Origin of the sequence: Dictyoglomus sp. NZ13-RE01 (assembly GCA_002878375.1) — a bacterium.
Taxonomy (GTDB): domain Bacteria; phylum Dictyoglomota; class Dictyoglomia; order Dictyoglomales; family Dictyoglomaceae; genus NZ13-RE01.
This window is the reverse complement of the sequence record NIRF01000005.1, coordinates 86,662-100,742: the sequence shown is the minus strand read 5'-3', so window position 1 is coordinate 100,742 and position 14,081 is coordinate 86,662. Positions and strand designations below refer to the sequence as shown.

Genomic DNA, 14,081 nt, shown 5'->3' with positions numbered 1-14,081 from the left:
GCATAAACCAATAGGAGCTACCGCTCGACTTGCATGCCTTAGGCACGCCGCCAGCGTTCGTCCTGAGCCAGGATCAAACCCTCCATCCGGATCTATTCCCTATCCCTTCTGGAAGGTCTTTTCCTCGCTCTTTATCTCCTTCTTCCTTCTTCCCCTTTTCTAAGGTGCATCCGCCTGCTTCTCTCCCGCAGGCACGTTAATTCTATCATATACCCTTAATTTTGACAAGAGGGTATCCACAATTTTTTGGAACACGGAAGGGAGATGGTATCCCCCTAATGGATATTAAAGTTATGAGGGTATGAGGAGTAAAAAAAGAACATGGCACCTTTCATTTTTATGATATCCTTTTCTTTGGTTTAATGCTATTAGGAAGAATAGCTATAAAGAAAACATTATAATTTTCTCTTAGGGGGACACCATGTTTTTCCACAGTCTAGTACCCTTTATTTTTTATGAGAAAAATGTACTTACGAATTATTTATAATCATTTCTTCCATATCTTTAGGAAATCATTTATATATTCAGTTACTTCTTTATTGGAGTTTTTCTCCAATACTTCACCAAATTTATAAGAAACTCTATAATTAATTGGATCTTCTGCTAAAAATTCTAAAATAAGTCCAGCATGAGCCTCAAAATTTCTTTGATAGTTCGAAGGATTTCCCTTTCTATACATATCATTCTTTCCATTAAATTTTCTTTTAAAGTATTCTAACTCATTAGCAAGAATCGTTTCTGCACTATTTTCTTTAAAAACCTCTTTAATAATATTTTCGCAAAAATTCTCTAAGGTCTCAATGTTTACCCATTTCCTATTATTCTCTACTACTATTTTATCCTTGTACTTTTCATAAATAGAATACAAAAATTCTAAAAAATTAATATAAATCCAGAGGTTTCCAAGTGGATAATTCATTTTCAATTTTATAGTTTTCCTTTTCTCCGATATTACAGTTAAACTTTCAAGCAAATTTTTAAAAGAGTCCAAAGTTAATTCTTTATAAGATAAATCGATAGATTTCCTAATCTTATCCCAAGGAATTACTGTTAGAAAAGCCAAAGCATATCCCCTTTTAATTGTAGTGATACAATTATTAACATGTTTTATTATATCTTCTTTTACAAAATTAAAGTTTTTATATAATTCTTTATTATTTCCAAAGTTAAAAGGGATTTTATCGTAATTCTGAAAATAATCTACAAAAAATGGAGCTTTAGCATTCTCAAAAACAATATGATAATTAAAACTGTCTTTTGGGGTTAAATAGATATAATAAAATTTTGGTAAATTTTGAGATTCCATCTTTGACTTGCTTCTATAGTCTGAAAAGGAGTAGGCTTCTTTTGATACAATAAACCTTCTATATGCCTCAACCGTAAGTAATATAAGAAAATTTAGACCTCTTGAGACATCTAATATTATTTCTTTGAAACCTTTTTCAACATGCTTATGCAAAGCTAAAAATATAAAGTCTGCTGTAACAATGTTATCAACATCATAATATTTATCATTATAGTACCCATTAACAGGAAATTCTTCTGTAATAACATTTCCTCTCTCTATACCATAATTTACTAATCTATCTACGAGCTCTTTTGAGTATTGCTCATCAAGCGATTCTGGTTTTAATAAAAGAATTTTAAATGTTTCTTTTTTAGATAAATAGTATTGTGCAATAGCTTCGACTGTAGACTTTCCACTGTATTCACTATTATCTATATAATATTTGCAGTCTCTTCCACCATCACTTACCAAAGAGATAATAAACTTAGACATTTTTAATTATCTTACACCACCCTAAAGGATAAAACTTATCATTTATTTGAACAACCCATCTTGTAGAAGGGAAAATATTAAGGCTTTTATTTTTTGTTTTTAAAGGGATTTTCTCTTTAGGAAGAAAATAACCTAAAGAATTAAAGTAATAAGTTTTACCAAATCCAATAGGAAGAAATATTGTATCTTCTTGAGTATTTTCCATTCTTTTCTTGATTTCAGTCAGATGCTTTAAAAGATCAGCAAAAACTTTTTTATTTTTATCACTAAGTCTTTCCAACAATCTAAATTCTTTATCAATTAACAATTGGGCATATAATTTCAAAGAATTCCACAAATTCTTTTCTGGATCTGAATTGAAAAATTTTCGCCAATAATTAGGTATTTCAAAATTTGGATAAGTTTTAACCAAGACTTCTGTATGAAATTTAGCAGAAAAATCCTTTGTGGAGTTTGGAATTGCAATTATATATTGAGAAATTGCCTTAGGAATTCTTATTATTTCATAAACTTTAAGCTTCTCAAATTCTATAAAATTGCTATCTCTTACTATTATATATTTCATTATATCAGTATCAATTCTTCCTCTTTTTACTCTTAAAACATCCTCTCCTATATAAGTAGATTTCTTATCATTATTAATTATTGCGTTAATTTTTTCTTTATTCTCATTAAAATAATGGAACAAAAGAGCGCTTCTAATTATACCTTTAATGGTACTTCCAGGAATAAAAACTCTATTTGCAGAGGTAATAGGAAGATATATATTTCTCCTTTTTGAGGGATCTATTTTATTTTTTATTTCCAATGAATATTTAGTTATGCTATCAATGTTTACATTAAGTTTTTGTAAAAAAATGCTTATATTTTCCCCATTAATAAGAAGATTTGAAAGTTGGTTTAAAATTTCCTTTTTTATTTGTTTTAAAGTAATCAAGCAATTTTTCTTTATCTATGATTTTAAGATATTTATCTACTATAACACACTCCGAAACTGTAGAAATATCTTCACCACTTCTTATTATAGTTGGAGTTATGGGTACAATAGTTAACTTCATCAAAAATCCCCTCTTTTCTTTAGGAAAATTTATAACCTAAATTTTTTCCATAAGAAATTACCCTCATATCTTCTCTGGGAGATACATCAATGTTTTGCCCTTCATAAGGAGACTTAACTAATGCTCCTTCTTTCACTTTGTAGTGAGTTTTTTTCTTAAAGCCTTTAGGTTCATGATAAAATATAAAGCCATCCCTTTTAACAAGCTGATAATAGACAAGATTATCTACTTCTTCTCTTTTTGGGATTGTTAAAGATAATGTTATTTCAAAACTACCCTCAGTAGGAATTTCCAATTCGTCTCTTTCGTAGTAATCAAAATTACCTTTTCCAGTACTTCTTTCTCCACCAACGCCCTCTTCGATAAATAAATTTAAAGTCGGCACAAATATCTTATCTAATTCAATATCCCGATATTTTAGAAAATATAAGAAGGGTTTTATCAAAATTCCTTGCGAAGTTTTTACCTCATAAAGCACTAAATTTTCTTGAAAATATAGGTTATTCGAGCCATTTGTTTCTCTATCAACGTTAACTTTAGGTTCTAATATGGTATCCATGAAATAAACTTCTTCTCTTATCTCTTCAAATTCTTCCTTTGAAACTATAAACTTATCATTGAGAAATTTGAAAAAATCTAATTCCTTTAAGTAAATACTAAAATCCTCTTTATTTAAAAACTTCAAAAGCTTATCAAGAGCCATTTTCGATATCCACTGAATTTTTTTATATTTCTTATACTGTTCTCCTTCATTTCCAGGTAACTTTATCATAAAATCTGGCATTGGAAGAAAAAGTATATCCCTTCCTGGAGTTCTTATTCCTACAAAAATAGAGGATACAACTAATTTTTTCTCAAAATTTTCAAATCGATCTTCTCCAAAAAGTCTTATTAGGGAGTTACTTAATGCAGAAAATAAAGTGTCCGAATGAATCTCAGTAGATGTTCTATCCATCCTTCTAAGTCCTACATGCAGTGAAATAGGACTATCCTTAAATAGTTTATAAACATCGACTTTCATCTTTGATTCATCTCCAGTTTTTCTTTAAGTTTATTTACAATGTTATCTATATTAACATCATTCAAATTTTTATAAGTTTCAATTTCATCTTTTTTATTATCCTTTGAGTAACTTTCAATATTTTTTGCATAAAAAGCCATGTTCTCAAACCTTATTTGACCATAACCACGGGTACCACTTCCACCTAAATAATCATCCTCAAGCATCCTTATTCCTTCTATAAATGTTTTTACCAATTCGTTAATATCATCACCATCGTAAAAACTAATACTACTCGAAAATTTAAACTTAGCACCTGCTGGCACTCTTTCCATAGTTCTGGGATGTTGAGCCGTACCCGTTATTCTATCTATAATGTTCTCCGTCTTTTCTTCTGTATATTCTCCCTCAAGAAAATCACCAAACTCAGCCATAAAATGTTCCTCATCTAAATAGGAATCTCTAATAATAAGTCTTGATAAAGTCTTTTTATCAGAAGAATGAGAGCCAAATAGTAAACAAATATTGCATTTTCCACAACTACATGGCTCTCCATTCTTTTTAGATTCAATATTTTCTGTTCTTTCTAAGAGGCATCTAATCTTACCCTTTAATGAGGAACCAGGAATATAAGGTACACCTTTTACTGTTTTTATAACTGGATTATCAAGACCACCTATTTCTCCAGTTTCTTTAGAGCCTCCTATATGAAGTCCCGTTTGTAAAATTATATCGCCTTCAATAAATAACTTACCTTTAAATTTAGCCATTTTTTAATCCCCCCTGATTTTAGTCTTTACCATATAACTTTTGATAAGCCACTAACATTTCTGTAAATTTTTTTATATTTTTCAAATGCTCTTTTTCATCATTCATTTTTGTAATTACATCTTTTAAAATAACAAAAAGCTCTCCCAATACTTCTTTTCTTTTTTTATTTTCCTCTCTACCTACCATATAAGCTATGTAAGGAATTGCCATTAGGAGATCAGAAGAATTTTTTGATTTTTTTATAAGCTCATATATTTTTCTCATACGAGAAGATGATATATTTTGGGCACTTTCTTTTATAAACTCTTGAACCTTTTGATTAAACTCCTTAAAGGTTTCTATATCTTTTCCAAGCTCCAAAATACTATTGACATAATCTTCTCCAAGAGCAGTTTTAACTTCATTACGCCAACTATCTTCTAAACTTACCTCTGATCTATTTTCCTTTCGATTTGTTTCCTTCATTTTGGGTTTCCCCCCTTCGTGTTTTCATTTTGGCTAATTTAGTAGCAACCAAAATTAAACGAGGATTTCTTATTTTCTCACCCCTTTCCAAAACATTATTCAAGATAATTTTCTCTAATTCACATGCAATTTTTTTATAATCCCTAAGATAATAAAGAAATCTCCAAATTGCAGGGGGAGTTATTTTTCCTTTTAGACTTTGTTCCAATAAAGGGTTAAAGCCTTTAATAGAGTTTTCTATTTTTGAGATAATAGCTCTTGACGATTTATTTTTCTCACTCTTATTTAATATACTTTCAGTTAACTTATCAGCAATGCTTAAAGCTTCTGAAAACTCTATATAAGTTAATACTTCACCTTCCACACATATTTTCCCTTTTGTTGGTTTTTCTTCCTCAGGATATTTGAAATTTTTAGCTTTTTCCAATGCCCCCTCTACAATATGAGCTCCTCTTATTAGTGGGAAATTGTAAGGTAAATAATAAATTCCAGCTGATATTGTAAATATGTTTGCATGACCAGTATACTCTTTATATCTTTTTTGTATCTCTTTTGCCAGATTGTTTATATCATCATAAGTACCTATAATAAATAAATCATCTCCACCAATATATACGGGATAAAATTTATCATTATTCTTAATTAACTCCAAAACATATTTTCCAAAGAAAAGCTCTATTCTTCTGCTTAATACTCCATACCTGGTAAGAGATAATCCTTCTCTATTTCTTTCAATATCAGCCAACTTTTTAAATATGCTTCCCATGTTATCCGCATCCATTTTTAAATATGCAAGTTTTTTATCGCCATAATTTTCTTTGATATTTTTATCAGCTATCTTTTCAAAATTATTTTCAACTATATTAAAGCTTCCTAAGAGAAAACCATGAGGAATAAAATTTTCGTCTATAAAAATATCTTCTATTGTATAAACCTTAGCATCTTTACCTTGGAAATTATACTGTGAAAAAGAAATACCATATCCTAAAACTTCAAAGAAATCCCATACTGTCTCCGGAGTTTTACTTGATGAGACTCTTTCCTCAATTAAGTATTTCTTACCTTTTAATTCTCCTGTGAAATCAACAAAAGACTTACAAGTAGCACACCATCTATCTTGTGATTCTGTATCAAATACCTTTTTCTTACCACAGATCGTACAATAGTTACCATCGGTAATATTCTCATTCTTAGGAATAAAAAGAAGTTCATAAAATCTTGTAAGTTCACTAAATTTTTTCTTTTTTCTCTCATTTAATTTATCAATCAATTCTCGTTTTTTATCTATGAAATTGAATAAGTCATTTACCGATAGATAAATCCATTCTATCCCAAGATATAAGTCTCCCTCCACTAAATACCATAAATTTTCCACTATATATTCCCTAAGTTTGCTTAATTTGTCTTCTGGAATGTATGATAATAAAAGGTCAAAATTTCCGCCGCCTACATATATTGAATTTATCTTAGTAAATCCCGTATTATCCAAGAAATACTTAGCAGTATATCTTGTGAGGAGGTCTAAAAATACAGATTTGCCTTTCAACATTTTTCCAGCACTTTCAGATGACACATTAAATAGAAAACTTTGTATTCCAGAAAGATCCCCAGAAACCAGAGTAAAAAGCTTTTTATTTAAAATTTCACCATTCTTACTCTTCAATACATCCCGCAATTTATACAATTCTTCACCACTTAAAATTCCAAATATATAATCTTTATAAATTGCATGAGCTAATGCTGCTGTTATTCGAGAATGATCGTATATAGAAATATCTGGATTATAGTTAGTTGTTTGAGCTGGAACTTGGGAAAAATAAAATTCATACAATGTTAAAAGTTGTTCAATATCTCTTACTTTTGGAATATATCTTAAAAATTGTGACATTAAATTTTTATAATCATCTTTTCCTACTCTTATACTTAGATCGTCTCTTTTCACAGGGAAAATATTATTTAAGTTATCTAAAGGATAATAGACATCTTCTGCAGTTTCATCTATCTTTTTGAATATAGATGAAAGAGGAACATAAAAATTTTTCTGTGTTTCATCTTCTTCTCTTTCAGATGAAGCGAGCCAGTCCGCAACTTGAATAATTATGCCATATTCATTATGAGGATTATGATGGAATGACACTAAATCAATTACATTCTCAGTGATATTTTCCTTTAAAAATGGTGTTATATCTTTCTCATTTTTTACAAGAGTATTTAAAAAGAAACCTGAAAGTCCTTCATGTGAGTATTTTACATTTTGAAATTTAGGCGGAAGATCTTTTAAATTATATTCGTTAGTTCTTTGCAAAACCTTTCCCAAATCGTGAAATAACGCAGATAGTAAAATTTTTATATCATCCAAAATTATCCCTCCCATCAAATGATATATCTAACACATCTCCCACTTTTAAATCCTTGACATGGGATTGAACTACAACAGCCCCTAATCTTGGATCATACAAAGCAATAAAAGGAGTTGGATGATAATAATGAACTAAAAAAGCATAAAGCCATATTGGTGCTCTTCCAGTAATAATAAGTCCTTTTCTATGATTTATCTTGGGTAATTCGAGTTCTCTTAATATAGAAGGTTCTATATTCTCACTAAGATTGATGATTAAAATACTGTACTTTTCTTTCTCGATAATACCAAAGTTTACCAACTTATCCATTATAATTATATTTTATCATTAAGATATAAAAAATGTCTATTCTTTATTCAATTTCTTATATCAATTATTTTTATATCACACACATGTAAAAATATAAATTTCTTAATGAGGGATCAATAAGTGGCAGTGATGTTCTTCGAAATATTCCCATTACTTGTTTCAATCCCTTATAGGCGAGCTACAAACCAAATAAACTGTCTGTATCACAATAATAAACATTTTCGTTTCAATCCCTTATAGGCGAGCTACAAACTTTATTTTCTCTCTTATACTTTGTCTCTATTACAGTGTTTCAATCCCTTATAGGCGAGCTACAAACTTCCAAATTGCTGGGTATATCAAGGCAGAGGGTTTAGTTTCAATCCCTTATAGGCGAGCTACAAACTGACTTTGATTTATTCATGCAAATAAAGGAGGAGCTGTTTCAATCCCTTATAGGCGAGCTACAAACAAACTCCTTCCAAAACTACATACTGCAAATATACTCTGTTTCAATCCCTTATAGGCGAGCTACAAACTCTCCACGTACTCCGCTACTACTCTCGCCTTGTCGTAGTTTCAATCCCTTATAGGCGAGCTACAAACCTGGAGTAAGGGAGTGATATATCTCCAGGAAGAAGGTTTCAATCCCTTATAGGCGAGCTACAAACGAGACCCCACTCAAAAAATGCCCCTCATATGCATTCGTTTCAATCCCTTATAGGCGAGCTACAAACAGGGACGGTGTGCAGTTTTTGGCGGGATATTCAAACCTTGTTTCAATCCCTTATAGGCGAGCTACAAACACGTTAATATGGCAAAAAATCTACAATTTAAAATTAATACCCTTATAGGAGATCTACAATTTTGATTATATTATACATCAAGATTTGTTAGATTTAAAGAGGTAAACTTAGAAATTTTAATTTTCTGTCGTACCCCGGGGTTTTTTGGAGGATTGGAGGTCGACAGAAAAAAATAATTATTCTTCTTTTGGTTTTATAATTGTCTCTTGAGAAGATATTTTTTTCTTTTCATATGGTTTTAGAGGATAACCTCTTTCTAAATCCTCAATTAACTCTTTTGGAGACTGATACCTATCTTCTGGAAATCTTGCAGTCATTTTTTGTATTATTTTAGCAAACCCCTCAGGAACTTCTTTTCTAAATGTCCTCACATCGGGTAATTCTTCTTGTAATTTTTTAAATATGATAGATATTGTAGTTTCTCCTACTTCAAAGGGCAAAGTTCCTGTTAATAACTCAAAGGCTACAACCCCTAATGAATAAATATCAGATCTTATATCTACTTTTGATCCTTCTGCTTGTTCAGGAGAGGCATATTGAGGAGTTCCCATAAATATTCCTGTTTGGGTTAAAGTAGATAAGCCACCAATATGAGCAATTCCAAAATCCATAAGTTTAACTTGTCCTGTAGGGGTTATCATTATATTTTGAGGTTTTATATCTCTATGAACTATACCCTTTTGATTTGCATGATCTAATGCCTTTGCTACCTCTTTAATTATTTCCTTTACATATACATAAGACAATGGTCCTTTTTCTTCTAAAATCTTTTTTAAATCCTTTCCGGGAACATATTCCATAACAATAAAATAATAATCCTCTTCCCTTCCACTATCAAAAACTTTCACTATATTGGGATGATCTAACTCAGAAGATGCTTTTGCCTCTCTTAAAAATCTTTCTACTACTTGGGGATCCTCGCAATATTGAGGATGAAGGATCTTAACAGCTACCTGATTGTTATTTGTCAGATCTTTAGCTAAATAAACAGTTGCCATACCTCCAGAACCTAATTTTTTAATCAACTTATATCTCTTCTTGATAATTAATCCTTCTAAACTTTCTTTTGGTAATATGGCAAAGTATATGGTATTCCCTATAAAAGAAAGGAAAAACTCAGAGAGTGGTAAAATAAATGGAAGCAAAATTCTCATTCTAAAAAGATAGAAATTTATAAAAGAGTAAAAAATCCCTAAAGCTAATATTAAGAAGAGATTAAAAAATATATTCTTCCTCTGCAGGAAGAAGCTAATTGATAGTAAAAATACGAATAAAAACAATTTTAGAGTATTAGGAATAGAAGTTATATAATTTTTATACAACATGTTGGAAAGTATATTCGCATGAATTTCAACCCCTGGCATATTTGACAAATATACTTTTCCCCATCTTTTATAATCAGAAAAGGGAGTAACATAAGAATCCTTTAAAAGCTCTGAGACAGAGCCAATAAAGATAATTTTATCCTTCAATACACTCAAATCAATCTCCTTATTTAGAATAGAAGAATAGGAGAGCGTTTTTATATTAGAAGTACCTCCATAATAGTTAATGTAAAACTCTGTAGGAAATTCTTGTAAGATTTTGTCAACTGGCATTCTATTCAAATAAGAATACGCATAAGTATGGAGAGCATAATATCTGATGCCATTAAGATCTTCCATGTATAGTCTACTTCTTCTTACAACTGCATCCTTATCTAATACTAAATTGCTCAATCCATTATACAAAGCACTATTTTTTATAGTTGGCACTGAATCTTTTATCTGGTAAATCAAGACTTTTAATTTCGGGTCAGTTAGAGATTGCAAATAGTTTGCTAAAATAACTCTATTCTCTTTTATTTTTTGTGAGAGTAAATCATCATCTTTTGTTTTTGTATCGAAGATTATATCCATTATTATAAGTTTTGGTTTTAAGGGTTTGAGAATATCTAAAAGTTTTGCATGAACTTTTCTACTCCATGGCCAATTTCCAATCTCATTAATAGATGTATCATCTATTCCTATTATCACTATATCGTCTGGTGGCGCTATCTCGCCTCTCCATTTAAATCTCCAATCTATACTTCTATTTTCCAAATTTTGGATCAAATCCAAATTAATCAATATTAAAGTAAGGATTAATATTATAGAAAAAATTAAAATTCTTAAAAATTTTTTATTTTTCATCATATAAATTCCTAAAGCTCTTTTGCAAAGCTAAATCTATGGCGTGCTTATATTCCTTCCAAGTTATAGTTCTATTTATCTCTTGATATTGATAAGCTTTATATAATGGTCTATACTGGTCCATAATATTTAAAAACACATTTGTAGAAAGTTCCTCTTTTATAAAATCTAACCATCCATCCAAGCCAGACAGGTTATTTGGTAATAATAAGTGCCTTATTATGAGCCCTCTTTCTGCAATACCTTTCTCATTCAATTTTAAGTCTCCTACTTGTCTATACATTTCTTTTAAAGCCATTTTTGTAATCTCTGGATAGTCTTCTGCATTAGAAAACTTTTTTGCTACCTTTGGATCAAAAAACTTTATATCTGGCATATAAATGTCAATAACTCCTTCTAACAATTTTAATGTAGATATATTCTCATACCCGCTCGTATTATAGACTATAGGAATATTCAATCCTTTTTCTATTGCTATCTTCAATGCACTCAAAATCTGTGGCACGAAATGTGTTGGCGTAACTAAATTAATATTGTGACAACCCATTTTTTGTAAATATAACATAATTTTGGCTAAATCTTCAACAGTAATTTCTTCACCTATACCTAAGTGACTTATAGTGTAGTTTTGACAAAATACACAACCTAAATTACAAAAAGTAAAAAATATGGTACCAGAACCCCTTTTTCCCACTAATACTTTCTCTTCTCCAAAATGAGGAAAATAATCAGAAACTTTTGGATTAATACCTGCTTTACAATAACCTACTTCTCCCCTAATTCTATTTACTCCACATCTTCTTGGACATATATCACATGCATGAAGCCTCTCATAAGCTTCTTCAATTTTTTTATCTAACTCTCCACTTTTATAGGATCCAATATAAAGAGGAATCATAAGGTTTTAACAAAACTTCTAACATATAATGGAACACCAATTTCTTTTGCTATCTCTTCGCAAGATTTTTTATCAACAATTGGTAAATCTACTATGCTAACTTTAACTTCTTTTATATAAAGTTTAGAGAGTTTTATAAATTCTAATAAATCATTGTAAACACTCTCAAAAACGGGTCTGCATATTTTATTATACTTCTCTTCATTTTCAGCATTCAGACTAATATATATAGCATCAATATAGTCTTTTAATTCTTCAATTACATTTCTTTGATGAAATATATTTGCATGTCCATTAGTATCCACTCTGATTTTTACACCACTTGATTTAGATCTAATAAATTCTACTAACTTCTTTAATAAATTTATTCTTAGAAGAGGTTCGCCAAATCCACAGAATACTATCTCTTTAAATCTATCTAAAGGTAAATATTGCTCCAACTCTTTAGTGATTTCATCATAGGTGGGTTCGTAATTTAACCAAAGAACTTTATCTCCAACTCTATCAGTAAAGTTTCTAATACAAAAGGTACATCGGTTTGTACACTGATTGGTTATATTAAGGTATAGATTTTCTCCTAATACATAAACTGTACTCATTTTTTAAAAAATTGAGGAAAAATTCTTTTTATGTTCTCTTCTAATTTTTCTTCTAATTTTTCTAAAGAAATTTTTTTAATTTCACTAAGCTTTTTTGCAATCTCTATAAGATATTTTGGCTCATTTGTTTTACCCCGAATCGATTGGGGAGGTAGATAAGGACAATCTGTTTCCAAAACTATTAAATCTAAAGGCAATTTTTCTACTACCTCTCTCAGTCTATTTGCATTAGGATAAGTAATTGGTCCTGAAAAAGAAAATATAAATCCCCAGTTCGCAAGTTCTTTTGCTATTTCATAACTTCCCGAGTAACTATGCATTATTCCTCCAACTTCCCAAGCCTTCTCTTCTCTCATAATCTCAACTAAATCCTTATATGCATCTCTACAATGCACAATAATAGGCAATTTATATTTTTTTGCAAAATTTATTCCTTCCCTAAATAATTTTTTCTGAGATTCTTTATCAGAATACATCTTATAATAATCCAATCCTATCTCACCTATTGCTAATGTCTTTTCCCCTATAAGCCTATCCCATGGAAAAGACTCGTAGTTTATAGAGTCAGCCTCATGAGGATGAATACCAATTGAATAAAATATAAGATCTTCTTGGGATGATATTTCAGAGGCTATTTTACTTGAATCAAAATCGTATCCTACTACTACTATTCCAAGAACACCAGCTTCTTTAGCCTCTTGATAAATATTTTTCCATCTTTCTAATAATGGTGACTGATTTAAGTGAGTATGTAGATCTATAAACATTTCTACTCTAAAATTTCTCAGGGCTATGCCTCCACCCTCGACTTATGCCTTCCAGATAGTAAGGGAGCGGTGAACTCCAGTCAGGAGTCCTGCGGCACATGAGAAGAGCTTCTTACCGTTGCTTCCTTTCGGACCTGGCGGGGTTTGAAGCCTTCCCATTGCACAGTTCCTGACTATCATCGTTCCCATACTCCCTCCTATTCTACAAGGCAAAGCCTCAGGTGGCCTTTCGGTCCTGCTATAGCGGATTGCAGGTACAGGGCACCGCTAGCTCCCCACCTAAGCATAGCCCTGAGAGATTTTACTCCTGTAATTTAATTAAAACAAAAATGAAACTTAAAAACTGTCCTACAAATGCCCAAATTATAATGAATAATATTGCTTTTGCGATAAGAGCACCAACACTCTTATCATTCTTCAAAAACAAAGAGAAATTTATCTCTCTTACTACAGCATATGCAGAGAGAAATCCCAAAACAAAACTCAATATAATTGTTCCCGTACTAATAATGCTTCTTATACTTTCCATAAAATACCCCAAAATTTAAATGGCGGAGAGGGTGGGATTCGAACCCACGAGACCGCTTTCGCGGTCTACTCGCTCTCCAGGCGAGCGCCTTCGTCCACTCAGCCACCTCTCCGTAGATAATTTTACCATAAATCTATTTATTTGAAAAATCCCTTAGATTTTTAAAAAATTTTTTCAAAAGCTCCGAGCTTTCTTCTTCCAATATTCCACCCATTGCATTAACTTTATGATTAAAAAGATTAAGCTCATTCAGATTAATGGTAGAGCCAAAAACTCCAAATTTTTTATCATATGCTCCAAAAACAACTTTCTGAATCCGTGATTGAACAATTGCACCATAACACATAACGCATGGTTCTAATGTTACATATAAAGTACAATCTTCTAATCGCCAATTATTATATTTTTTAACTGCTTTCCTTATAGCTACAATCTCCGCATGTGCAGTAGGATCTTTTTTGCTCTCTTTTAAATTATAGCCCCTTGATATTATTTTTCCTTGCCCATCAACTATGATAGCTCCTACAGGTACTTCTCCAAGCAGGTAAGCCTTTTCTGCTTCTTTTAAAGCCTCTTTCATATAAAAAAT

Annotated in this window: 12 protein-coding genes, 1 tRNA gene, 1 rRNA gene, 1 other RNA gene, 1 pseudogene and 1 CRISPR repeat array; all 16 genes and pseudogenes read right to left on the bottom strand. The window is 30.7% G+C overall.

What is annotated here, in order from left to right; genetic code table 11:
* A 16S ribosomal RNA gene (locus CBR30_05430) occupies positions 1-86 on the bottom strand; the annotation flags it as partial.
* A gap of 401 nt (positions 87-487) precedes the next feature.
* Positions 488-1,780, bottom strand: a complete 1,293-nt coding sequence (locus CBR30_05425) for a hypothetical protein (GenBank protein PMQ01619.1) — start codon at positions 1,778-1,780, stop codon at positions 488-490.
* Positions 1,773-2,838, bottom strand: a pseudogene (csm5, locus tag CBR30_05420) (type III-A CRISPR-associated RAMP protein Csm5). Before csm5 ends, CBR30_05425 begins: the two are co-directional and overlap by 8 nt.
* 19 nt (positions 2,839-2,857) lie before the next feature.
* A complete protein-coding gene (gene csm4, locus CBR30_05415) occupies positions 2,858-3,859 on the bottom strand; it encodes a type III-A CRISPR-associated RAMP protein Csm4 (GenBank protein PMQ01618.1) in 1,002 nt (333 codons plus the stop codon).
* On the bottom strand, positions 3,856-4,608 hold the full coding sequence (gene csm3 / locus CBR30_05410) for a type III-A CRISPR-associated RAMP protein Csm3 (GenBank protein PMQ01617.1): 753 nt from the start codon (positions 4,606-4,608) through the stop codon (positions 3,856-3,858). Before csm3 ends, csm4 begins: the two co-directional genes overlap by 4 nt.
* A gap of 19 nt (positions 4,609-4,627) precedes the next feature.
* Positions 4,628-5,074 (bottom strand): type III-A CRISPR-associated protein Csm2, encoded by a 447-nt coding sequence (gene csm2, locus CBR30_05405; GenBank protein PMQ01616.1) that lies wholly within the window; start codon positions 5,072-5,074, stop codon positions 4,628-4,630.
* Positions 5,046-7,433, bottom strand: coding sequence for a type III-A CRISPR-associated protein Cas10/Csm1 (cas10, locus tag CBR30_05400; GenBank protein ID PMQ01615.1), 2,388 nt, complete (start codon positions 7,431-7,433; stop codon positions 5,046-5,048). The genes csm2 and cas10 overlap by 29 nt, the downstream gene beginning before the upstream one ends.
* Complete coding sequence (csx3, locus tag CBR30_05395; protein PMQ01614.1) at positions 7,426-7,743, bottom strand: CRISPR-associated protein Csx3; 318 nt, start codon at positions 7,741-7,743, stop codon at positions 7,426-7,428. Before csx3 ends, cas10 begins: the two co-directional genes overlap by 8 nt.
* A 156-nt stretch (positions 7,744-7,899) precedes the next feature.
* Positions 7,900-8,589: direct repeats of the CRISPR family, unit length 30 nt; unit sequence GTTTCAATCCCTTATAGGCGAGCTACAAAC.
* A gap of 115 nt (positions 8,590-8,704) precedes the next feature.
* Positions 8,705-10,699, bottom strand: a complete 1,995-nt coding sequence (locus tag CBR30_05390) for a protein kinase (GenBank protein PMQ01613.1) — start codon at positions 10,697-10,699, stop codon at positions 8,705-8,707.
* On the bottom strand, positions 10,689-11,597 hold the full coding sequence (locus CBR30_05385) for a radical SAM protein (GenBank protein PMQ01612.1): 909 nt from the start codon (positions 11,595-11,597) through the stop codon (positions 10,689-10,691). The genes CBR30_05390 and CBR30_05385 overlap by 11 nt, the downstream gene beginning before the upstream one ends.
* Entirely contained in the window at positions 11,594-12,196 is a 603-nt protein-coding gene (locus tag CBR30_05380) for a radical SAM protein (protein PMQ01611.1), read from the bottom strand. Before CBR30_05380 ends, CBR30_05385 begins: the two co-directional genes overlap by 4 nt.
* Positions 12,193-12,963 (bottom strand): hydrolase TatD, encoded by a 771-nt coding sequence (locus CBR30_05375; protein ID PMQ01625.1) that lies wholly within the window; start codon positions 12,961-12,963, stop codon positions 12,193-12,195. The genes CBR30_05380 and CBR30_05375 overlap by 4 nt, the downstream gene beginning before the upstream one ends.
* A 23-nt stretch (positions 12,964-12,986) precedes the next feature.
* Positions 12,987-13,252, bottom strand: an RNA gene (gene ffs / locus CBR30_05370) — signal recognition particle sRNA large type.
* A gap of 12 nt (positions 13,253-13,264) precedes the next feature.
* Positions 13,265-13,492 carry an ABC transporter permease gene (locus CBR30_05365; GenBank protein PMQ01610.1) on the bottom strand — a complete coding sequence of 76 codons (228 nt, stop codon included), beginning with the start codon at positions 13,490-13,492 and terminating at the stop codon, positions 13,265-13,267.
* Between the two features lie 20 nt (positions 13,493-13,512).
* Positions 13,513-13,604 (bottom strand) — tRNA-Ser (locus tag CBR30_05360).
* A gap of 21 nt (positions 13,605-13,625) precedes the next feature.
* Positions 13,626-14,072: a tRNA-specific adenosine deaminase gene (locus CBR30_05355; protein PMQ01609.1), complete on the bottom strand. Its 447-nt coding sequence runs from the start codon at positions 14,070-14,072 to the stop codon at positions 13,626-13,628.
* Positions 14,073-14,081 lie beyond the last annotated feature (9 nt).